Raw genomic sequence first — 21,901 nt, 5'->3', positions numbered from 1 at the left:
TTTTGATAGGATATAGGAGGAAGCTTTATGAGCGTATCTATAACGATTAAAGAAGCAAGATGTAAAGGTTGCAAGATTTGTGTAACTTTTTGCCCTAAAGCTGTATTAGCTTTAGATACATTAGGCAAAGTGCAAGTGGTAAATGCTGAGGCATGCATTGCTTGTGGTTTGTGTGAATTACGTTGTCCAGATTATGCGATTTATATAGATAAGAAGGTGAATGCAAATGAGTAAAGCTAGATTAATGCAGGGGAATGAGGCTTGTGCAGAAGGCGCATTAGCTGCAGGAGTTCGCTTTTTCGGTGGATATCCAATTACACCTTCTACGGAGATTGCTGAAACAATGGCAGATTTGTTACCCAAATACGGTGGTAAGTTTATTCAAATGGAGGATGAAATTGGTGGAGCAGCTGTAATACTAGGAGCTTCATTGGCAGGAAAAAAGGTAATGACAGCTACGTCGGGTCCGGGGTTCTCATTAAAACAGGAATTGATAGGATTTGCCGCAATTGCTGAAATTCCGATGGTTATTGCCAATGTACAACGTGTAGGTCCTTCGACAGGGCAGCCAACATCACCATCCCAGGGGGATGTTATGCAAGCTCGTTGGGGTACGCATGGTGATCATCCAATGATTGCGCTTTCACCATGGACTGTGAAAGAAACTTTTGATGTTACGATAAAAGCAGTAAATTATGCGGAACGTTTTAGAACACCAGTTATTATCTTATTAGATGAAATTGTTGGACACTTAAGAGAATGTGTAGAACTTCCAGCAATAAAAGATATTGAGGTTTATCCACGGCGTAAACCAACATGCACACGTGCAGAAGGGTATCAACCATATCGCCCGACAGAGGACTTGGTTCCAAATGTTGCAGATTTTGGGCAAGGGTATCGTATTCATGTGACGGGACTTATTCATGATGAAACGGGGTTCCCTTCTGGAAGTCCGAAAGTAACAGAAGAGTCTATTCATCGTTTGCATGAAAAGATTATGCGTGTACAAGATGAAATTACGCATTATGATGAATTTTTTATGGAAGATGCTGAGTATGCTGTCGTTGCTTATGGCGGTACAGCCCGTACAGCCTATGCCGCGGTTGAAACTGCGCGCAAAAAGGGAATTAAAGTAGGTATGGTTCGGTTAATGACGATTTGGCCATTCGCCGATAAAGTAATTAAAGAAGTTGCTACAAAAGTAAAAGCGATTTTGGTACCTGAACTTAACTATGGGCAATTAGTTCATGAAGTAGAACGGGCAGCAAATGGGATGGCTAAAGTCAAGCTATTAGCAAAATATAATACGGAAATCTTTACGCCAGATGAAGTTACTTCAGCAATTGAAAAATTAGATCAGGAGGTGCTGAAATGAGAAGTTACGATAAATATTTTCGCCAAAACAGATTGCCTCATTTATGGTGCCCTGGCTGTGGTAATGGGATTGTAATGAAGGCGATTGTGCAAGCGATAGAAAAGAAAAATTTAGATCAAGATAAAACGATTATTGTATCGGGGATTGGATGTTCTTCAAGAGCGTCAGGGTATATGAACTTCGATACTTTGCATACAGCACATGGAAGAGCAATTCCATTTGCAACGGGAATTAAATTAGCGAATCCCGAATTAAATGTTATTGTCATCACAGGTGACGGAGATTGTACGGCAATTGGAGGAAATCATTTTATTCATGGCTGTCGTAGAAACGTGGATTTAACGGTGATTTTGTTCAATAATAATATTTATGGGATGACCGGTGGGCAGGCATCTCCGCTTACTCCACTTACGAAGAAAGCAACTACAGCGCCATATGGTTCAATTGATCGTCCGTTTGATCCATGTGACTTAGCGAGAGCAGCAGGGGCTACGTATATTGCGCGCAGTACGGCATTCCATGTAAAGCATCTAGCTGATATGATTGCACAAGGAATGGATAATGACGGCTTCTCCTTTATTGAAGCAATTACGCAATGTCCTATTTCCTATGGTAGAAAAAATAAATTAGGTGATGCCCCAGCAATGTTAAAATGGATGAGTGAACACGCTGTAATGCAAGCTGCTTTTGATAAATTGCCTGAAGAAAAACGTGAAGATAAATTCCCTATCGGAATTTTGCATAAAGCTTCGACAACAGAATACACAACAGCTTATCAAAAAGTCATTGACTTAGCTGGAGGTGGAAAATAATGAAACAGATTAGATTATCAGGCTCAGGTGGGCAAGGTGTTATAACAGCGGCGATTATTTTTGCTGAAGGTGCAGTTGTGGAAGGTAAGCAAGCTGTGCAATCGCAGTCTTATGGGCCGGAGGCCCGCGGTGGTGCATCGAAAGCAGAGGTTATTATTTCTAACAGCTTTATTTATCATCCGAAAGTAACACATCCGGACATTGTATTGGCAATGACGCAAAAAGCTGCCGATAAATACTATCATGATTTGTCTGCAGAGGGATTGCTTGTCGTTGACGAAGAACTTGTTCCGCATGTGCCGAATCATCCAAATGTAATAAAAGTACCGATTACTAGACTTGCTGTCGAAGGGCTAGGAAAATCGTTATTTGCCAACGTTGTTGCACTTGGATTATTAGTAAAACTATCGAATTTAGTTCAACTGGAAACCATAAAAGAAGTGGTGGCTAGGCGTGTGCCGCCAGCAACGATTGAAAAAAATATGGAAGCATTAATGATTGGTTATCATGCAATTGATTAAATAAATTAAAAATCTTCTTATTTGTGTTACAATAGACAAATAAGAAGATTTTTTTTAAGGAAATGATACAATGACAGAAATATTTAAAAATGATTGGGCAAAGCTTTTAAATACAGAATTGGAAAAACCGTATTATAAAAGTTTACGGTCTTTTCTAATTGATGAATATCGTCAGCAGCGAATTTTCCCGAGTATGTATGATATTTTTAATGCACTTCACTATACTCCATATAAAGAGACGAAAGTTGTCATCTTAGGGCAAGATCCTTATCACGGCGCGGGACAGGCACATGGTTTGAGTTTTTCTGTGCGTCCAGGAGTTAAACCACCACCATCCTTAATTAATATATTTAAAGAGCTTAAGAGCGATTTGAATTGCAAAATTCCAAGTCACGGTTGTTTGACTTCGTGGGCCAAGCAGGGTGTATTATTATTAAACACGGTATTAACTGTTCGTGAACGGCAGGCAAATTCACACCAAGGTGTTGGCTGGGAGTTTTTCACCGATCGTATAATTGAACTCTTAAATGAAAATTCAGAGCCGCTGGTTTTTATTTTGTGGGGTAGTCCTGCCCAGCGAAAAGCAGCTATGATTACAAATTCAAAACATTTAATTTTAAAATCACCGCATCCAAGTCCTCTTTCGGCCCATCGCGGATTTTTCGGTAGTAAACCATTTTCACAGGCAAATGCATATCTTATTAAAAATGGCAGAACACCGATTGACTGGCAGCTTCCTGAAAGACCTCAATCGGATACTTGAAAGGGGTTGAAAAGGTGCACTTTTTTGATATTCACCCTATGAATTTAATGAAGTCTTTATCCATGGCACTTGAGCTAACGGTAAATGGAATGTCAACGCATCATTGGCGGACGGCGCTTATTGCAGATTGTATTGCAAAAGAATTGAAGCTGGAGGAGTTAAAGTGGCAGGAGGTTGTCTATGCTGCTTTGATTCATGATATTGGTGCAGTATCCAATTGGGAAGAACGAAAATTACTAAGAACGATGGATGATAATTCTAAGCGGATTTATTTGCATGCTGAAGAAGGATATGAATTGCTTTTGTTATCAAAACGGTTTGAGAAATTAGCGAAGCCCATTAGATATCATCATGATAATTGGTGCGGGGGCAATCCATCTGGATTAGCAGGAGATAAAATTCCATTAGCTTCGCGAATTATCCATTTAGCGGATAGAATAGAAGTTTCTATTTATCCGGGTACATATATTTTCGATCAGAAAAACAAAATTTTAGATTATGTAGATGAGAAATCGGGTACTGCATTTGATCCAAATTTGGTAGATGCTTTTAATCAATGTGCGAAATCAGAAGCCTTTTGGCTAGATCTAATAAATCCAAATTATAAAGAAGTATTTTTTAGCAGTCTTGATGTCTATGGTTCAATCTCTTATACATTAGAAGATGTAACAGAAATTGCAGATATTTTTTCGATTATTATTGATAAAACGAGTCGATATACAGCAAAACATTCTCGTGGAGTTGCCGAAGTAGCAGCGTATTTAGCAAAACAAGCAGGTTTTAGTCCATCTGAGGTAAAAGAGATGAGAATTGCAGGCCTTTTGCATGACTTGGGAAAACTAGCGATACCAAATGAGATTTTAGAAAAGCCAGAGAAGTTGACGGAGGAAGAGTATTTACTGATTAAACAGCATACTTATTATACTTATCGTATTTTGCAAGGAATTGATAATTTTGAAAAAATTGCTCAATGGGCAGCTTACCATCATGAAACGTTGGATGGCACAGGATATCCATTTCGTATATCAGAAGATTCTCTATCTTTAGGATCAAAAATATTAGCTGTAGCAGATGTTTTTACGGCGCTGACAGAAGATCGTCCCTATAGAGAAAGTCTATCTGAAGAAAAAGTAAAGGATATCATGGGGAAAATGGCAAAGTATCGCAGATTGGATAAGCAGATTATAGATCTTTTATTTGAGCATTATCAAGATGCGCGAGCGTTTATTTAGAGTTTACATAAATAAGATGATTGTTACTCCAGAGGGGGGCGGCTAAATCATCGGATAAAATTTTATAGATTTCACATAATATATTGATGGTTTTTATTTGTTGAATGGACAAAATTGTGGAAAAAGGTTATAGTGTAGTCAAGATAAGCTGTTTATCTATAATATTTTATAGGAGGGATTGTATTGTCAAAGTCAGATGACGCATTGAGCAAGTTAGGCACATGGATTATCGCGGCGACGGTCCTTGGTGCTGTAGTTGGTTTGCTAATGGGGGAATCGGCAAAAATGTTTGCCCCTATAGGTGATTTATTTATGCAATTGATAAAAATGGTTGTAGTGCCAATGGTTTTTTTCTCGTTAGTTGGCGGTGGCGCTTCTCTAGGAAATTCCAAATCGGCAGGGAAAATTGGTATTGTTACATTTATTTATTATGCAGTGACAACAATAGCTTCAGTCGTAATTGGTCTTTTGTTCGGCGAACTTTTCAAACCTGGTGCAGGCATGAGCTTAGAAACATTTAATGCAATCGCATCAAATGAATTTGCCGATAAAGGAGCATTACCTGGTTTTTGGGATACAGTGATTGGATTTGTTCCATCTAACCCATTTGCCGCACTTGCTGAAGGAAATATTCTACAAATTATAGTATTTGCATTATTTATTGGTTTTTCAATTGCGAAATTTTCTGGAGAAAAGAGAGAATTTTTACTTAATGTTTTCAACTATATGACTGAGGTATTAATTAACATCATGACAGTAATTATGTATGTTGCGCCAATTGGTGTATTTGCTTTAATGGCAGATGCTGTAGGTACGTTTGGTTATGACGTTTTAGTAAAGATTACATATTTAGTTGGTATTTATATTTTGGTGCTTGGACTTGTGAACTTTGTTATGATTGGTGGATCTGTAGCGTTGTTTGCGAAAAAGGTTACATTTGCACAATTTTTCAAAAGCATGTATAAGGTACAATTATTTGCGTTTTCGACGGCATCTTCTATGGCCACTTTACCGTTAAATATGGCAACTGTACAAAATGAATTAAAAGTGTCGAAAGAAACCACTTCTTTTGCGCTTCCGTTAGGTGCTACGATTAATATGAATGGGAATGCAGCATATTATGCATTAGCCGCGTGTTTCTTTGCCCAGATGTTTGGGATGGAGCTTACAACAGCGCAATATATTGCAATTATTGTTACTTCAACATTAGGTGCTGTAGGGCAAGCGGGTGTTCCTGGACCTACGCTTCTTGTTGTTGCAGTATTGATGGCGGCAAACATTCCAATTGTGGCGTTGCCAATTCTATTTGGTGTAGATAGAATTTTTGATATGCTTAGAACGGCAGTTAACATCACTGGTGATGCAGCTTGCGCAACAATTGTAGATGGACTTAGAGACGACGAATAAGAATAAAACAAAAAAACTCCTTCGCTGGCGGCGGAGGAGTTTTTTTGTTTTATTAAAGGGGATTTGTAAGTTAAAGTGCGAATATAATCAATAGAGAGTACGGTGATAAAATTCCCGTTTCTACCATATAAATGAGAAAACTTAATGAAATACTTCTTCTATATTAAAGAGAATACGGAAGGGAGCGATTGCGTATGACGGAAAAATCAAATGGGTGTTGTAATGATAAAAGCGGTTATGTAGCAAGTCAATTTTATTATGGTGAGGACACTCTAATTCCTGTTGCATCTACTTATAATAAATATCCCGTTACGCCTGAGCAACAGCAGCTATACATTTTGCAAAAAATGGTGGACCATGAAGTACGTTATAATGTATCAAAAGTATTTTTCATTAAGGGGGAGTTTGATAAAGCGAAGTTAGCAGCTGCATTTGACCAATTGGTTGAACGTCATGCGATTTTGCGAACATATTTTATCGCTGTTGATGGGCGGGGCTACCAAAAAGTTGCGCGGAAAGTGCATTATAAAAAACTTTTTAAAACTATTGCGAATAAAGTGGATATTCCCTATGTTATTTATGATTGGTTAAAGCCATTTCAAACGGATAAACCGGGATTGTTTTCCTTTGGTTTAATTGAGGTATCGAAAACTGAAAATTATGTATTTTTAGCAGGGCATTACAGCATTTTAGATAACCGTTCGCTAATGATACTTTTTGATGAGCTGATGAAGCTATATTGTGGTAAATCACTGGATAAACCAGTGATAACCTATCATGATTTTGCAGTATGGCAGGAACGTCGGTTTTATGAAAGAGATTATGAAAAGTGCAGACGGTTTTGGCATGAAATGCTGAATGGGGATTTACCATTATTGAATATGCCAACGGATTATATGCGTCCTGCAATCATGGATCGTAGTGGCTCAGAGGCGAGTCTTGATTTAAGTATGGAATTGAGTGAAAAAATTAGAGGTTTTGTATGTGAAACGAAAACTTCGCTTTGTGCATTGTTTTTTAGCGCATATTCTGGACTTTTATCGCAACTAAGTCAGCAGGAGGATATTATTATTGGAATTCCTTTTGCAGGTAGAATGTATAAAGATGTGATAAATATTCCTGGAATGTTTGCAAATATGCATGGAATTCGTACGAATCCTGATAAGAAAATAACATTTATTGATTTTTTGGAAAAAAACTACTTGCTTTTAGAAGAAGCGAAATTAAATCAGTCGTATCCTATTACCACGTTATTAGAGGAGCTCAAGGTTCAACAACGAGCTGATCGAAATCCGCTTTGTGATGTAAGCTTTGAATTTCTGCCAGATAGTGGTGCAAAAATGCATGGGGCTTTGGAGACGATACCCTTTTTAATCCCAGTGAGGACGAGTTGGTTCGATTTATCTTTTACGGTACAGGATTTGGGCAGTCATTTAACGATTGGATTTATTTATTACAATAAGCTATTTAAGCAAAGTACGATAAAAAATTGGCTAAAAGCATTTGAACGCTATATTTCTGTAATTATTGATGAGCCAAGTCAAGCGCTAGCAGATCTGGGGAGCAAGGTAGAATTTGAAAATAAAGTAGATAAAGGACAAGTAGACTTAAATGAGAACTCATATAGTAAAGATGCTGCGACTTGGCTGACAATGGTTAAGGAAAGAGCGCACTTACAAAAGATAAAATTAAGATTAACGAAAAGTCCAAAACTAGATAGTAGTAAAAAGACAGCGCAAGCAAAAAAAAATGATTGTTCCGTACCAAAAGAACTTTCAAAAAATGAAGAAAATGACTATAAGGCAGTACTACTTATTGGTGCTGATGAATATGTTGGCGTACATATATTTTATGAACTGTTTTATCAGAGTAAATGTGAGTTATATCTTCTTGTGGGAGCAGAAAAAGAAGAGATGGCTAAGGCGAAGATAAAGGGAATTCTAGATTACTATTTAGGTGAAAGTTTGGCAACACTTTGTTTGGAATCGCCTCGAGTTCACATAATCGTGGGTGATATATGTAAAACTAACCTTGGGGTATCGCGGGCAGATGCACAGCTTCTCGCGCAGAATATTGATATGGTTTTAAATTCTGTGCAGGCGATACCACTAGATAACGACAAGGATTTGTACGTAGAAAATGTCCAGGCAGTATTAAATCTCATTGAGTTTGCAAAAAAAATAGAAAATCTAGTTGATGTTGTTTATCTGTCCACTTTGTCTATCGCATCTGGCGATGTTAAGGATAAACTGTTGGTGCATTTTAATGAGTTTGACAGTGATATTGGACAAAAGATGAGATTTTACTATGCTAAAACAAAATTGCAGGCGGAAAAAGAACTTGAAAAGGCAAGAGCGGAAGGACTTTCTGTGACGATCTATCGAATTGGTGATTTGTTATTACCTGCGCCGAAAGGAAAATTGCCGCAAAATTTAGCGGAGATATCTTTTTTTAATTTGTTTTCTGCCTATGTAAATATAGGGATTGTTCCTAGAGATTTTGTAAATCCTAAGGTTAGTCGTGTAGATGATGTTGCACGAGCAATCGTAGCAATACAGAATAGAAAAGGCAAGAAAGAGTATACTTTTCATGTTCATAGTGAGCAGGTGATCAACTTAGGGCATGTATTGAATTCTGCACCAATTCATATGGAACTACAAGAAGTGAGTAATATTGAATTTGTAAATTTATTATATAAAAACTTTGGTAGGCTAGGGTTTAAAGAGTATATTGAAAACATCATTGCAAGATCGGATTGGATTTCGGAGAAGGAAGTGACGCAATATCGTATTGACTCTGAAAAGACGATGAAATATTTGGAACAATTGAATTTTAAATGGCATGAAGTTGATCTAGATGTGTTTGATGCTTTAGTTGAAGTCGCCTTAACAAAGAGAATCCAATTTTTAAGTAAGCTGCCAGTCGTACAAGATTTCAACTCGGCAGAATTATTTAGTCTGGCGAAGAAAGGAAAGCAGGTATTATATGCACCGGCAGAGGTCATTGCCTGGGAAGGTGATTTTAACGATAAATTTATCATTATTTGGGATGGCTTTGTTGATAGTAGTAAGAGGAATGTGATTGGTTGGGAAAATTCTATAGGAATCTATAAAAATGGAGATTTTTTTGGTAGTGCGAGCTTAGCGGATGGAGTAACGATTTCACAGACTACGCTTGAGGCAATGAATCAAGATGTGTTAATATTAGAATTTAAGGCGGAAGCAATTCGTGATTTTATGAAAGCGAAGCCGGAATTCGCATTGCGATTGATCCAGAAACTGCATGAACAATTGGATCGATTGAAATGGCTTTGGATAAATGCAAACTGATAAAAGTAAAGGTGATAGTATGGATAGATTTTCGCGTACGGAGCGATTACTCGGCAAAGAATCGTTGAAAAAGTTAAATGATAGTAAGGTGGCTGTATTTGGAATTGGCGGTGTTGGGAGCTATGTCGTTGAAGGATTGGTGCGGAGTGGCGTAGGTAAACTTGTATTGGTTGATAAAGATACGATTGCAAAATCAAATCTTAACCGACAATTGCATGCAACAACGGAGACAATTGGTAGAGCAAAAGTTGAAGTGATGAAAGAACGTATTTTAGCGATTAATGAAAACGTTGAGGTCACGGCGATAGAAAAGTTTTATTTGCCTGAAGTGGCAGAAGATTTTTTTCAAGAAAATTATGATTATGTGGTTGATGCAATTGATACAGTAGCAGGGAAAATTGATTTAGTTGTGCAATGCAAGTCAAGAAACATTCCGATTATTAGCAGTATGGGAGCGGGAAATAAGCTTGATCCAACGAAATTTGAGGTAACAGATATTTATAAAACAAATATTTGTCCATTAGCAAAGGTCATGCGCAAAGAATTGCGTAAGCGGGAAATTCCGTCATTAAAAGTCGTTTACTCACAGGAGCCTGCAATTACGCCATTTGAAACCGAGGAATTTGATCTATATAGAAGACAGATTCCAGGGAGTGTAGCGTTTGTTCCTTCTGTTGCAGGATTGATTATTGCTGGGGAAGTAGTAAAAGATTTGGTAAGATAGTGCCCAAAATAAAGGTTTACGAGTTTACGCAAGATATGTTATAATAATTGTCATGGAATTGAAGTGATTTTATTGAATGCCGACACGCGTTTTGGCAGAAATGCCTTAACGCGTCTTTTTGTGCGTATGGAAGGGACTGCTTTTGAAGGAAAATTTAATTATGGAGTTGATGCTAAATGTATAAAAAAGTATCGAAGATTGAGATAATATCGTTCGGATTGATGTTATTTTCAATTTTCTTCGGTGCAGGCAATTTAATATTTCCTCCAGCTTTAGGACAAGCTGCGGGATCTAATATGTTTTCGGCAATGTCTGGATTCTTAATTACTGGTGTAGGATTGCCCTTGCTTGGGGTTTTGGCAATTGGATTAGCAGGTGGTAATTATACACAGATGATAGAAAATAGAGTGCATAGATATTTTATGCTTGCTATGTTAGTTATTCTAAATTTGACGATTGGGCCTTTATTTGCGATTCCGCGTACGGGTGCGGTATCGTTTGAAGTTGGATTTAGACCATTCCTTAGCCCGGAATATGATGCGATAGGTCAGTTTGTTTATACGTTTATTTTCTTTGGGCTTACGTATTTTCTTGCATTAAATCCATCAAAGTTAGTCGATTGGGTAGGAAAATTATTAACGCCGATCTTATTGTTTTTTATCGCATTGCTTGTATTACAGGGAATTGTTGCACCATTAGGCCCATTGGAATCACCTACGGAGGCATATTACCATGTGCCGTTTTTGCAAGGTGTCCAATCAGGATATTTGACAATGGATTTGTTGGCCTTTATAGCAATTGGTTCTATTGTAGTAAATTCAATGCGCGATAAAGGCATTCATAAACCCGCTGATATTACGAAATACTGTACAATTGCGGGTCTAATTTCCGCGACTTTGATGGGGCTGGTGTATGTTTCGCTGGCGTATCTAGGCGCAACTAGCGTAGAAGTATTAGGGCAGTCGGAAAATGGCGGTATTATTTTAGCGAGTGTTGCAAACCTTTATTTTGGACATATGGGAAATATTATTTTAGCAATTATTATTAGCTTTGCTTGCTTAACGACAAGTTGCGGTTTATCTGCTTCTTGTGCCACTTTCTTTAGTGGTTTATTTTATAAGAAAATTACGTATAAACAATGCTTAACTGCGTTTGTATTATTCAGCATGGCTGCTTCTAATATTGGATTAACAAGTCTAATTAATTTATCGGTACCATTTTTAGTCGGCATCTATCCAATGGTTATCGTTCTAGTCTTGTTGTCTATGTCCGAAAAATTATTCGGAAAGAGAAGGGAAGTTTACTGGGGAAGTTTAGGCTTGACTTTTATCTTTAGTATATTCGATGGAATGCAGGCTGCAAACATTCACTTTGATTTTATCCATCATCTTTGCACAGAGTATTTACCGTTATATACATTTAATTTTGGTTGGGTAGTGCCATCTATTGTTGGGGCGGTATTAGGTTATATCATTTCATTCTTTCGAAAATAATAAAATGCAAAAGACGGAGTGAGCGTACATTATGTACGCTTTCACTCCGTCTTTTTGTATTAAGTAAAAGTAAATTATAATAATTCTTTTCTTAGCTCTTCTCCTGATTTTGGGGATAACCATGCAAATGGGATATCAAATACAGTACTTGCTCCACTACCACCATGTTGTTTTAGTCGATAAGCTGCACGTGCGTAAGCAACTAATACACTTGAGGTAAATTCAGGATTGCTGTCGAGTTTTAAGGCAAATTCAATCACATGATTTGTGCCTGGACTAGTTTGACCATTTCTAAATACGAATCCCCCATGAGGAATACCTGTGTGCTTTTCATTAAATTCAGTTTCAGAAATGAAATGAACTATAGTTTCATAGCCAACGAAGTAATTTGGCATTGTTTTAATCGCTGCTTCAATCGCAGTTAAATCAGCATCATCTTCAGCAACGACATAGCAATCACGCAAATGCACTTCATTGCCTTTGATCGCAGGACATTCACCACTTCGAATAGCATTGACTACTTCTTCTTTTGGGATCGTATATTGTTTCGCATTTTTTACTCCGGCGATACGGCGAATTGCGTCGGAATGACCTTGACTTACCCCTTTACCCCAGAACGTGTAATCTTGCCCATTTGGTAAAACGGAAGTAGCCAATAGGCGATTTAAAGAGAATAGACCAGGATCCCAGCCTACAGAAATAATGGATACGGTATTTGCTTTTTTCGCAGTTTCATCCATGCATGCAAAATATGTAGGGATTTTTGCATGCGTATCAAAACTATCGATTGTATTAAAATACTGCGCAACAAGCGGGCCCTGTACTTCAAGGTCGGTTGCAGATCCGCCGCATAATAACATAACATCAATTTTACCTTGATATTCGGCAATTTTATCTAAGCTGACAGCGGGAACACCGCTTTGCGTTTCAGTTAATTCCCTACGGGAAAATACAGCGACTAATTCAATATCATCGCATTGTGTTGCGGCTAATTCGACACCTTTGCCTAAATTGCCGTAACCAACGATGCCAATTTTTATCGTCTTTTTCATAGGATACCTCCAAAGTATTCAGTCTGATTATAATGATATTTGCCGATAAAAATCGGGCGAATTTCATCATGGAATAATTATAACAAAAAAATAGATAAATTCATGCATAATCGACAAAAAATGTGTGAATTTTTTTGCTTAAGGGATGTAAAGTTAAAAAACAAGATTCTCCAACCTTATGAATAGGTGATATAATGGAAAAAGGCAAGAGTGCGGGGATAGGAACGTGACTTTAACCATTCGAACCCAGCTAAAAGAGTTACAGGCGGATTAGTTTTTTATTATCAAGATATAAAAAATAAACTTACATTTAGAAAGGGATATATGATGAAAAAAGTAATGGTACTTGTCATTGATGGTTGTAGGCCTGACTATTTAACAAAGGAAACTGCTCCAAATATATTTCAACTTTCCAGAAAGAGGGGGTTTGCTAAAAACGTACAATGCGCTATGCCATCTGTTACGAATGTAAATCATGCTTGCATTTTGTCTGGAAAATGGCCAGAAGAAACTAAAGTCATAGGAAACTATTTTTATAATCCAACTACCAAGCAGGAAGGATTTATTGAGGAACGCGGTTATATGAAAGCCAAAACAATTTTACAGCGTTATCAGGAATTAGGTGGAACAACAGCACTTTTAACTGTAAAGGGAAAAGTGCTCGGTGTATATGGGGATGGGGTTGATATTGGAATCAGTGCTCAATCTCCTAACGGAAAATGGTTGGAACGATATAATTTAAAAATGCCTCCTGCGATTGACAGCGTAGAGGCTACTCGCTGGATTATAGAAACAGCATATCATTGCATCAAAACGGACAATCCCGATTTTGTTTATTGTACAACCAATGATTATGTATTCCACCATTTTGCTCCGGGGGAGAAAGAAGCAAGAGAACAAATTGCAGTCATAGATGAGTATATTGAGAAAATCGCCTCACTTGATCCGGAACGGCAAATCTATATAACGGCAGACCATGGCATGAATCAAAAGACAACAATTGTAAACTTCTCAATAATCGCTAACAATGCTGGTTTTGATGTTTACTGTCTGCCACCGCTGAAGGACAGATACATTGAAAATCACATTTACCAGGAAGGAGGAATGCTTTATGTGTTCCTGAAAGACCGGATACAGGAGGATGCTTTTTATAATTTTGCAAAGGAAAATTCATTTATTGAGCAGATTCTTACCAAAGAGGAAGCTGCGAAAACATATCATCTTCCAATAGAACAAATCGGAGATTATGTACTGCTTGCCGGAAAAGACATTGCTTTTGGTGAAATTGAAAAAGAATTTATTTATACGCAGGAATCTAGGACTCATGGCTCACTGTATGAAAGAGAAATCCCTTTAATAGCTTTTAATCCAGAGAAGACAGAAAATAATTATAAATATCATAAAGATATTTCATCATATCTATTTGAATATTATCAGAATGGAATAATCGACAAATAATTTACCATATCTTATTAATTGGAAAATAGCAAAGACATACGCTGAGCCTTCAACGGTCAATATAAATGGAGTTTACAGCCTTTTGTCTAAGTAATCGAGAAGAGAAAGCCCTACGACGGTGTTTCTCCCATAAAAAATTAGCGGATACAATGGATAATATTTTAGATGAAGCAGTGAATAAAAGTTAATGAAAAGGGTGTTTTTTGATGGGATTTTTCACAATAAGGGACAAATAAGGGACAATAGACCACTTTTAAGCAAAATAAAAAGGCTTCCTAAACGCTAGGAAGCCTTGAATTATCTATGGAGCTGATAATAGGATTCGAACCTACGACCTGCTCATTACGAATGAGCTGCTCTACCAACTGAGCTATATCAGCAATTACAATATATATTTTATTCCTGTTCTCATAAAATGTCAACTATAATGGGAGATCACTTAAACCAATAGATAAAATTTATATCAATAAATCCATTATATACATACTCATTAAAAGTGAAAACGAGAAGTAGAACGATAATCATTGTATATAGAAGATTTAGGGGATCGGATAAATATTTTTTCAAGGCAAGCAACTCCTATTATGCTTTAAATGATTTGGGAGAGAAAAGTTAGAAGCTCATTTTATCTCTGGCAAGAAAATAATCAATATTGTCCTGTGAATCAAATACGGAAAAACTGTTTTTCCCGCTGTGTTTAGTGCTATAAAGTGCTTTATCTGCGTTATTAAGAAGTTCAACATAGGTCATTCCATCATTTGGATAAAGGGAAATGCCAATGCTGCAAGAGATTGAGAGTGGCTGCATTTCTCTATAGCAAGTATCTCTAAAGATGCGGCTAATGGTAGATGCTTTAGCTTGAATATCTCTCATTGATTGGATATTCCCCATAAAGACAACAAACTCATCTCCACCAATGCGACCTACAATATCTTCCTTACCAAATAAGGCTTTCAATTGTGTTGTTACTTGCATTAGAACTTCATCACCAAATAAATGTCCACAAGTATCATTAATTGCTTTAAAATCATCAATGTCAATAATCATTAATGCATGATTTTGTTTCTGTGAATGTGTGGCGATGTAACGGTCAATTAATTCCTGAGTTGTAGCTTTATTATACAAGTTTGTTAAAGAGTCACTTTGTGATTTTTGCCGTAAATACTCTAATTGTTTTTTTTGTGAATCAATATTAATAATTTTCCCAATCACTCGAATTGGGATATTGTCATCAGAATAAATCGTTTTTCCTTTAATATTACACCAGATGTAATGATTATTTTCGCCTAAAAGCCTAAGTTCGGCAAGCAGAGTCGATTTTCCAGATTGTAAATCGGAACAAAAACTTTTTAAAATTGACTTGTCATCTGGATGGATAAACGGAAGATTGAAAATATTATCAGAAAAGTTCGGAATAATTGGGGTGCAGGGATAAGCATTGTTATCTTGTTTTGTATGCACTAGAGTGTCTGTAATGATGTTGTAATCAAAGACTGTATCATTGGTTAGTTCTGTTGCAACGCGATAGCGTTCATTTTCTAATTGCCATTGATTTTCAGCTTTTTTTAGGTTTGTAATATCCATTAATACGCAAGGGAAAATTGCTTCATTGTTAGCATTGTATTTTAGATGCCCAGTAGCTCTAAGCCAAAGATATGAGCCGTCTTTTTTACAGATTTTCATTTCAAAAGTAAGTTGTTTATTCTCTTTAATTTGTTCTTTAATGACGTAACGTTGTTGTTCAATGGTATCTGGAGCAATAAAATAAATAGATTTATTCTTGTAAATAGCCGAAACTTCATCTTGGGAATACCCAATCGTTTTATAGTAGCGATCATTTGCATACAGGATTGTCAAATCATCATCAAATTTAAAAGTTGCAACGCCTCCACTAATATTATTTGTGATAGTCTCGATATCCGCTTCAGCTTGTTTTAAGCGTTGATTTGATTCTACGTATTTTGTAATATCTTCCATCAAACAACAAAAATTTTTTTCTTGCAATGAGTAAGAAATGATGCTTTTTATCCATATAATATTAAGTTTTCTATGACGCAACCGAAAGTTGATCTCGATATTTTGATTGGTTGATTTTGCTTCAATAAATGCTGATAGGACTTTAGGTCTATCATTGGTGTGGATTAATTCAGCAAATTGGTTGTTGAATTTAAGAAGAATATCTTCGGGGGTATAAACAGTCAAAGACAGAAGTCCATCCGAGGGTTGTAAAGTTAAAGATAAATCATCACTAATTCTTTGACAGTATAGCCCCATATCTTTTTGGATATTTGATAATTCATCTTTCGCGGATTCTAATCTCTCTATTTCTTTGCTCTTCCTATATAGGAGAAAAATCAAAGCTACTAAGATGAATGTGGATAAATATTTAAATATCGCAACATTTTCCATAGCCCAACCTCTTTTATTGGTTTTAATAATAAAAAATAAAAGGCATTATCAAAAGATAATGCCTGCAAATGCTAGCGAGAAACATTAAAACATGTTCCTAAATAAATGCAACTTAGCCGTCGTCATACAATAACATGTATATTAGACCCGTAGCTTTGCGTCCTAATCTTTCGAAAAGTTTGCCCGTTTATTTAATTATATTAAACCCTCTTCATTCTGTGTTTATACTCGTAGGACTATTATACTAGGGAAAAACACAAAAAGCAATGGATTTAGTGGTAAAAAACATAAAAACATGGATTTATATGGTTAATTCCCATTGAATTATTTTGTTTTCGAGGAAAAAGATGTTTTACCTTCAATATTTTTCTTTTGTCTTATCATCTGGAAATTTATTAAAATAAATATGAACCCAATGATAATAAATGCGATGCCTCGATTCCAGAAACTAATTGTAGAATCAAAGAATTTTGCTGTTACTAGAAAACTAACTAAAAGCATACCCATATTTAATAGAGCAGAATTTGCTTGACGAAATCCTTTTTCCATTAATAAAAGTCCAATTGCCAACAAATAAATACTAGCTAAAGAAACCGAATAAATTTCTTGCATTGTAAATACTGCGAGAAGACAGGCAGTGATAATTATAATAGGTGAGGCTAAAAGAAGTTTTGTTAATAAATTGCTGCTGACTTGGAAGAGTTTATAACTAAATCCTAAAGATAATATGCTGAGGATTAGAATAATAGACCATACTGGATTTGTGAAATTTTGAGGAACGTTTTGCCAACAGATTGAAAAAATAAGTGAATAACAGGAAGTGATGAGCCCAAAAACACCAATGGTTGTTAATGGGCGGCGAGATACGGCTGTCTTTACTTCGAGATGACTACCGATAACAAAAAGAAAGCAGAAAAACAAAGTTAAACATTGCATCATTAAATCGCTGAAATATTTTTCAAAGGTAAGAATAAATGCAGCTAATGAATTAATTACGATTAACCAAGCTAAAGGGGTTGAGGAAATGATCATATTTTTATCAAAATGACGATAAATTGGAATAAGCAGGATGATAAATAACCAAACGCTGATCGCTTGAGGTGTACTGAAATTATCAATGAGCCAAATCATGTTGAGAATGCTATATAAAATAGCTGGTGAAACAGTTCTAGTCAGATATGCAAGTGGTAAAATTAAAAACATCCAGATGAGTAGAACTGTATCCAGGTGTAGTGCAATTTCATAATTTTGCCCAACGAGAGAGATTGAAGCGCCAATCATTAAAGATTGGAAGGCGGCTAATGATTCCTTATAGGTATTTGTTAATTTATTGTAAACGATTCCGAGAAACATTGCGATTTGAGAAATGAATAACAGTCCTACTGCGATTGAAAGTCTAGATGCTCGAGTTAGGTTATCCCAATTATAGGCTAAAACAAGGAGCAACCCAAGCCCGATAAAGATAACGCCAATGAAAGTTACAATACGATTGAATTTATCGTCATTTTCCTCTTGTTCGATATCATAATGTTTAAGGATATTTTGCGCTGTATCTGATGAAATTATTTTTTTATCTATTAATATGGGAATTTGTGATTTTAGCCATTCATAATGCGACTGATTCATAAGTGATTACCTCCAATAGATATAGCTTAACAACTATTTTTTCGCTATTGTTTTTTAGTTTCCTTTAATTTTATGAAGGTAATGATTGTAATAGTAGCAAAAAAGCGTCTGGGTTCATAGTATACAGTAGCTAAGAGCTGCATTATCTTTCAAGGAGGCGTTTTATTATGGGCTTTTATGGCGGTGGAAATTGCTATTGGGTTTGGTTTATTATTATCGTTATAATATTGTTATGCTGCTGTTGTGGCGGCGGCTGGGGCTGCTAAAGAATAGAGGGCTAGCTCAAAAAGAAACAGTATTCGGCTTGTATTTCAAGCCGAATACTGTTTCAATTTTTTTATAAGGGAGGTATAATATATATCATAAATAAATTATTTGGAGGTAGCATGTTAAGAGCAAAATGTGAGGAGCTAATTAATGCCATTACGCATGGTGTTGGAGCTGTATTATCTGTAGCTGCTTTGATTGCAATGATTGTTGTTGCGGGTAACTATGGTGGTTTGTGGCACTTAGTAAGTGGTACGATTTATGGAGTATCTTTAATTTTATTATATTTAGCATCTACTTTGTATCATAGTTTTACTAATGAGAAAAAGAAAGCTTTCTTTAAATTCCTTGATCACTCTGCAATCTATGTGCTAATTGCGGGAAATTATACCCCCTTTGCATTAATTCCACTTCATGGCACTTTAGGTTGGATTGTTTTTGGACTTATGTGGGGACTAGCTGTGACGGGAATTATTTTCAAAGCCTTCTTTGTGAAACGCTTTAAAATCTTTTCGACGGTTTGTTACCTTTTAATGGGGTGGTTTGCTTTAATCATTATTCGCCCATTAATGGAAAGTGTACCGATTGAGACGATTTATTGGTTAATTGCTGGTGGACTTGCTTACACTGCAGGTGCAGGCTTTTATTTGGCAAAACGAGTTCCTTATAATCATGCGATTTGGCATATGTTTGTTCTGGCTGGAAGTGCGATGCATTTTATCGCTGTTATTGGCTATGTTTTACCTTTATCAATTACAGGATAATATCATTGACGAGCGGTTTAGATTGTGGTAGTATATTCATCAAAAATTAAATAAATTTCTTATCAAGAGAGGTTGAGGGACTGGCCCGATGAAACCCAGCAACCGGCACGTGGTGCAGTGGTGCTAATTCCAGCAGGAGAATTCCTGAAAGATGAGATTGTGTGGCAATAAAAGTCCCTTTCTCTGAGAAAGGGACTTGATTTTTTATACGAGAATAAAGGAGTGTTTTAGTTATGCCAATTAAGATTCCCAATAATTTACCGGCGACAAGCATTTTAGAAAAGGAAAATATTTTTGTGATGTATGATGATAGAGCGTACAGTCAGGATATTCGTCCATTAAAAATTTTAATTTTAAACTTAATGCCGATAAAATCTGTAACTGAAACACAATTATTACGGCTCTTAGGAAATTCTCCGCTTCAAGTAGAAGTTGATTTTATTTATACTGCAAGCTATACACCACAAAATACATCTCAAGAGCATTTGACACAATTTTATGGGACTTTTGCTGATGTAAAGCATAAAAATTATGATGGCTTTATTATTACTGGCGCTCCGGTGGAACAAATGGAGTTTGAGGAAGTTGACTATTGGGAAGAAGTCTGTGAGATTATGGAATGGAGTAAAACGCATGCATATTCGACATTTCATATTTGTTGGGGTTCACAGGCGGGCTTATACTATCATTATGGAATTAAAAAGTATCCAGTAAGCCCCAAGGTGTTTGGTGTATATAAACATACGAGAAATGTAGATTACGAGCCATTATTTAGAGGCTTTGATGATGAGTTTTATGTGCCTCATTCCAGGCATACTGAAGTTCGCAAAGAAGACATTGAGAAAATTCCAGAACTTACAATCCTTTCTGAGGCAGAGGGCGAAGCAGGAATTTATGCAGTGGCAAATCTGGAGAAACGACAATTTTTCATTACAGGCCATGCTGAATATGATCCAATGACGCTAAAAGCGGAATATGATCGCGATATTAAAGCCGGAATGGATATGCATATTCCATGCAATTATTATCCGAATAATGATCCGACGCAAGTGCCATTAGTAAAATGGCGCAGCGTAGCTAATCTATTGTTTGGAAACTGGTTAAATTATTATGTATATCAAGAAACACCATTTGACTTAACGAAACTTTTCTATAATAATGGAATTGGCTAATTATATTTAAATTGGCCAATGATGCAGTCATGGAGATGAAAACATGAATTTAATCGAAAAAGTGATGCAAAGCCAGCAGCTAAATAAAGCGGAAATAGTAGAAGTCCTTTTAGGTGATTATAGCGAACTTGCAAATGCCGCAGATTCTGTACGGAAAAGGTACGTTGGCGATGAAGTGCATTTACGTGGTCTTATTGAGTTCTCTAACCACTGTAAGCAGAATTGCTGTTATTGTGGATTAAGATGTGAAAATAGAGAGGTAGATCGGTATCGATTATCTCCAGAAGAAATTGTTGCGGAAGCAAAACTGGCAAAAGCGTTAGGATACAGAACAATTGTAATGCAATCTGGCGAAGATGATAGCTATTCGGTAGATAAAATGACAGCGATATTAAAGCAGATAAAATCAATGGATGTAGCGATAACCCTTAGCATTGGCGAGAAAACTTATGAAGAATATAAAGCTTATAAAGAGGCTGGTGCTGATCGTTATTTACTTCGCATTGAGACGACAGATCAATCGTTATATCATAAATTGAATCCAGGAATGCGCTTTGAAAATCGTGTGCGTTGTTTGGAAGATTTGCAAAGGCTTGGGTATGAAGTTGGTTCAGGTTGTTTAATTGGATTGCCGGGACAAACGCTAGAATCCATCGCGGAGGATATTTTGTTTTTTAAAGAATTTCCTTTAGATATGGTTGGACTAGGGCCGTTCATACCAAATCCTGCAACGCCGCTGGCAGATTGTGGAAGTGGCAATTTGGAATTGAGTCTAAAAGTGATTGCACTCATTCGTTTGTTAATGCCAGACATTAATATTCCAGCAACAACAGCAATGGAAACACTGGATAAGACGGCAAGATTTCGTGCATTACAAGGTGGTGCAAACGTCATCATGCCAAATGTTACATCTTTATCATATAGAAAAAAATATCAGCTCTATCCAGGTAAAAGTGGAATAGATGATACACCGCAAAAGAGCAGAGCGGTAATTTGTGAAAAGGTATTGGCTCTTGGTAGGACAATTTCCGAAGGATATGGATTTAGAAATAATAAATAGAGGTGACTTAGTCATCTCTATTTATTTTAGCCACTTTGAAGAAAGACGAATTGATTTTTTCCATTGATCACATAATGTTTGGCGATGATCTGATGGTATTTTTGGTTCAAAACAACGGTCTAGTTGCCATTGGCTTGAAAGCTGTTCTAATGAATCCCATAGCCAATTGCTAGACCGGCTAAATAAGCTGTACCTAAGCAGGTATTTTCAACGGAATTGGCAATTTCTATACCAAATTTTTCAAAAAAACGTTCTATGATATTTAAGTTACGGCGATCTTGCCAACCGATTGCATTGCCGAAAAGAATTCCCGTGGTTTTGTTCCAGAAGATTGTAGCATCACGTTGATTCGTAATTCCAATAGCGCCAAAAGTTTTAGTGGTTGTACCCATTCCTGTTAGAGTGGGTGAATCAAAAGATATGAATGATACTTTTGT

General features: G+C 36.5%; 18 protein-coding genes, 1 tRNA gene and 2 riboswitches. Of the genes, 14 read left to right on the top strand and 5 right to left on the bottom strand.

Annotated elements, in window-relative coordinates:
* The first annotated feature begins 27 nt into the window (after nucleotides 1–27).
* The 10 genes from P3F81_RS11910 to brnQ all read left to right on the top strand — a co-directional run bounded on the left by P3F81_RS11910 (nucleotide 28) and on the right by brnQ (nucleotide 11,656).
* Complete coding sequence (locus P3F81_RS11910; protein ID WP_147669560.1) at nucleotides 28–234, top strand: 4Fe-4S binding protein; 207 nt, start codon at nucleotides 28–30, stop codon at nucleotides 232–234.
* The gene (locus P3F81_RS11905) at nucleotides 227–1,375 is read left to right on the top strand and encodes a 2-oxoacid:acceptor oxidoreductase subunit alpha (protein ID WP_309320427.1); all 1,149 of its coding nucleotides are present in this window, start codon (nucleotides 227–229) and stop codon (nucleotides 1,373–1,375) included. Before P3F81_RS11910 ends, P3F81_RS11905 begins: the two co-directional genes overlap by 8 nt.
* Nucleotides 1,372–2,187: a 2-oxoacid:ferredoxin oxidoreductase subunit beta gene (locus tag P3F81_RS11900; protein ID WP_147669562.1), complete on the top strand. Its 816-nt coding sequence runs from the start codon at nucleotides 1,372–1,374 to the stop codon at nucleotides 2,185–2,187. The genes P3F81_RS11905 and P3F81_RS11900 overlap by 4 nt, the downstream gene beginning before the upstream one ends.
* The gene (locus P3F81_RS11895; RefSeq protein WP_147669563.1) at nucleotides 2,184–2,708 is read left to right on the top strand and encodes a 2-oxoacid:acceptor oxidoreductase family protein; all 525 of its coding nucleotides are present in this window, start codon (nucleotides 2,184–2,186) and stop codon (nucleotides 2,706–2,708) included. Before P3F81_RS11900 ends, P3F81_RS11895 begins: the two co-directional genes overlap by 4 nt.
* Nucleotides 2,709–2,778: 70 nt before the next feature.
* On the top strand, nucleotides 2,779–3,471 hold the full coding sequence (locus P3F81_RS11890; RefSeq protein WP_147669564.1) for a uracil-DNA glycosylase: 693 nt from the start codon (nucleotides 2,779–2,781) through the stop codon (nucleotides 3,469–3,471).
* A 14-nt stretch (nucleotides 3,472–3,485) separates the two neighbouring features.
* On the top strand, nucleotides 3,486–4,703 hold the full coding sequence (locus P3F81_RS11885; RefSeq protein ID WP_309320426.1) for an HD-GYP domain-containing protein: 1,218 nt from the start codon (nucleotides 3,486–3,488) through the stop codon (nucleotides 4,701–4,703).
* Between the two features lie 183 nt (nucleotides 4,704–4,886).
* Nucleotides 4,887–6,110, top strand: a complete 1,224-nt coding sequence (locus P3F81_RS11880; RefSeq protein WP_147669565.1) for a dicarboxylate/amino acid:cation symporter — start codon at nucleotides 4,887–4,889, stop codon at nucleotides 6,108–6,110.
* Nucleotides 6,111–6,304: 194 nt separating this feature from the next.
* Nucleotides 6,305–9,439, top strand: a complete 3,135-nt coding sequence (locus P3F81_RS11875) for a condensation domain-containing protein (protein ID WP_147669566.1) — start codon at nucleotides 6,305–6,307, stop codon at nucleotides 9,437–9,439.
* The gene (locus tag P3F81_RS11870) at nucleotides 9,429–10,163 is read left to right on the top strand and encodes a tRNA threonylcarbamoyladenosine dehydratase (protein ID WP_309320425.1); all 735 of its coding nucleotides are present in this window, start codon (nucleotides 9,429–9,431) and stop codon (nucleotides 10,161–10,163) included. The genes P3F81_RS11875 and P3F81_RS11870 overlap by 11 nt, the downstream gene beginning before the upstream one ends.
* A 176-nt stretch (nucleotides 10,164–10,339) precedes the next feature.
* On the top strand, nucleotides 10,340–11,656 hold the full coding sequence (brnQ, locus tag P3F81_RS11865; RefSeq protein WP_147669568.1) for a branched-chain amino acid transport system II carrier protein: 1,317 nt from the start codon (nucleotides 10,340–10,342) through the stop codon (nucleotides 11,654–11,656).
* A 74-nt stretch (nucleotides 11,657–11,730) separates the two neighbouring features.
* On the opposite strand, the gene P3F81_RS11860 is transcribed toward brnQ, so the two are convergent.
* A complete protein-coding gene (locus P3F81_RS11860) occupies nucleotides 11,731–12,708 on the bottom strand; it encodes a diaminopimelate dehydrogenase (RefSeq protein WP_147669569.1) in 978 nt (325 codons plus the stop codon).
* 327 nt (nucleotides 12,709–13,035) lie between these two features.
* On the opposite strand from P3F81_RS11860, the gene P3F81_RS11855 reads away from it, so the two are divergent.
* Nucleotides 13,036–14,166, top strand: a complete 1,131-nt coding sequence (locus P3F81_RS11855; RefSeq protein WP_147669570.1) for an alkaline phosphatase family protein — start codon at nucleotides 13,036–13,038, stop codon at nucleotides 14,164–14,166.
* 304 nt (nucleotides 14,167–14,470) lie between these two features.
* Here the strand turns inward: P3F81_RS11855 and P3F81_RS11850 are convergent.
* The 3 genes from P3F81_RS11850 to P3F81_RS11840 form a co-directional block, all read right to left on the bottom strand.
* Nucleotides 14,471–14,546 (bottom strand) — tRNA-Thr (locus P3F81_RS11850).
* A gap of 232 nt (nucleotides 14,547–14,778) precedes the next feature.
* On the bottom strand, nucleotides 14,779–16,575 hold the full coding sequence (locus tag P3F81_RS11845) for a sensor domain-containing diguanylate cyclase (protein ID WP_147669571.1): 1,797 nt from the start codon (nucleotides 16,573–16,575) through the stop codon (nucleotides 14,779–14,781).
* 103 nt (nucleotides 16,576–16,678) lie between these two features.
* A riboswitch (cyclic di-GMP riboswitch) is annotated at nucleotides 16,679–16,769 on the bottom strand.
* 130 nt (nucleotides 16,770–16,899) lie between these two features.
* Nucleotides 16,900–18,201, bottom strand: coding sequence for a DUF2157 domain-containing protein (locus P3F81_RS11840; RefSeq protein WP_147669572.1), 1,302 nt, complete (start codon nucleotides 18,199–18,201; stop codon nucleotides 16,900–16,902).
* Between the two features lie 386 nt (nucleotides 18,202–18,587).
* Between P3F81_RS11840 and trhA the strand changes: the two genes are divergently transcribed.
* From trhA to hydE, 3 genes are all read left to right on the top strand, one after another.
* Entirely contained in the window at nucleotides 18,588–19,232 is a 645-nt protein-coding gene (gene trhA, locus P3F81_RS11835; protein ID WP_147669573.1) for a PAQR family membrane homeostasis protein TrhA, read from the top strand.
* A 56-nt stretch (nucleotides 19,233–19,288) separates the two neighbouring features.
* A riboswitch (SAM riboswitch) is annotated at nucleotides 19,289–19,390 on the top strand.
* A 75-nt stretch (nucleotides 19,391–19,465) separates the two neighbouring features.
* Complete coding sequence (gene metA / locus P3F81_RS11830) at nucleotides 19,466–20,404, top strand: homoserine O-acetyltransferase MetA (protein WP_147669574.1); 939 nt, start codon at nucleotides 19,466–19,468, stop codon at nucleotides 20,402–20,404.
* A 43-nt stretch (nucleotides 20,405–20,447) separates the two neighbouring features.
* Entirely contained in the window at nucleotides 20,448–21,464 is a 1,017-nt protein-coding gene (hydE, locus tag P3F81_RS11825) for a [FeFe] hydrogenase H-cluster radical SAM maturase HydE (RefSeq protein WP_147669575.1), read from the top strand.
* 146 nt (nucleotides 21,465–21,610) lie between these two features.
* Here hydE and P3F81_RS11820 read toward each other — a convergent pair whose 3' ends face one another.
* Nucleotides 21,611–21,856 carry an FGGY family carbohydrate kinase gene (locus tag P3F81_RS11820; protein ID WP_309320424.1) on the bottom strand — a complete coding sequence of 82 codons (246 nt, stop codon included), beginning with the start codon at nucleotides 21,854–21,856 and terminating at the stop codon, nucleotides 21,611–21,613.
* Between the last annotated feature and the right edge of the window lie 45 nt (nucleotides 21,857–21,901).

Origin of the sequence: Selenobaculum gibii, assembly GCF_030273445.1 — a bacterium.
GTDB lineage: Bacteria > Bacillota > Negativicutes > ICN-92133 > ICN-92133 > Selenobaculum > Selenobaculum gibii.
Note: the sequence above shows the minus strand (reverse complement) of the source record. Positions and strands in the feature narration are given on the sequence as shown.

Coding starts and splice junctions, on each gene's coding strand:
- P3F81_RS11860 (WP_147669569.1), bottom strand. CDS start 12,708: ATGAAAAAGACGATAAAAATTGGCATCGTTGGTTACGGCAATTTAGGC.
- P3F81_RS11845 (WP_147669571.1), bottom strand. CDS start 16,575: ATGGAAAATGTTGCGATATTTAAATATTTATCCACATTCATCTTAGTA.
- P3F81_RS11905 (WP_309320427.1), top strand. CDS start 227: ATGAGTAAAGCTAGATTAATGCAGGGGAATGAGGCTTGTGCAGAAGGC.
- P3F81_RS11820 (WP_309320424.1), bottom strand. CDS start 21,856: ATGGGTACAACCACTAAAACTTTTGGCGCTATTGGAATTACGAATCAA.
- hydE (WP_147669575.1), top strand. CDS start 20,448: ATGAATTTAATCGAAAAAGTGATGCAAAGCCAGCAGCTAAATAAAGCG.
- P3F81_RS11855 (WP_147669570.1), top strand. CDS start 13,036: ATGAAAAAAGTAATGGTACTTGTCATTGATGGTTGTAGGCCTGACTAT.
- metA (WP_147669574.1), top strand. CDS start 19,466: ATGCCAATTAAGATTCCCAATAATTTACCGGCGACAAGCATTTTAGAA.
- P3F81_RS11875 (WP_147669566.1), top strand. CDS start 6,305: ATGACGGAAAAATCAAATGGGTGTTGTAATGATAAAAGCGGTTATGTA.
- brnQ (WP_147669568.1), top strand. CDS start 10,340: ATGTATAAAAAAGTATCGAAGATTGAGATAATATCGTTCGGATTGATG.
- P3F81_RS11870 (WP_309320425.1), top strand. CDS start 9,429: ATGCAAACTGATAAAAGTAAAGGTGATAGTATGGATAGATTTTCGCGT.
- P3F81_RS11890 (WP_147669564.1), top strand. CDS start 2,779: ATGACAGAAATATTTAAAAATGATTGGGCAAAGCTTTTAAATACAGAA.
- P3F81_RS11840 (WP_147669572.1), bottom strand. CDS start 18,201: ATGAATCAGTCGCATTATGAATGGCTAAAATCACAAATTCCCATATTA.
- P3F81_RS11900 (WP_147669562.1), top strand. CDS start 1,372: ATGAGAAGTTACGATAAATATTTTCGCCAAAACAGATTGCCTCATTTA.
- trhA (WP_147669573.1), top strand. CDS start 18,588: ATGTTAAGAGCAAAATGTGAGGAGCTAATTAATGCCATTACGCATGGT.
- P3F81_RS11910 (WP_147669560.1), top strand. CDS start 28: ATGAGCGTATCTATAACGATTAAAGAAGCAAGATGTAAAGGTTGCAAG.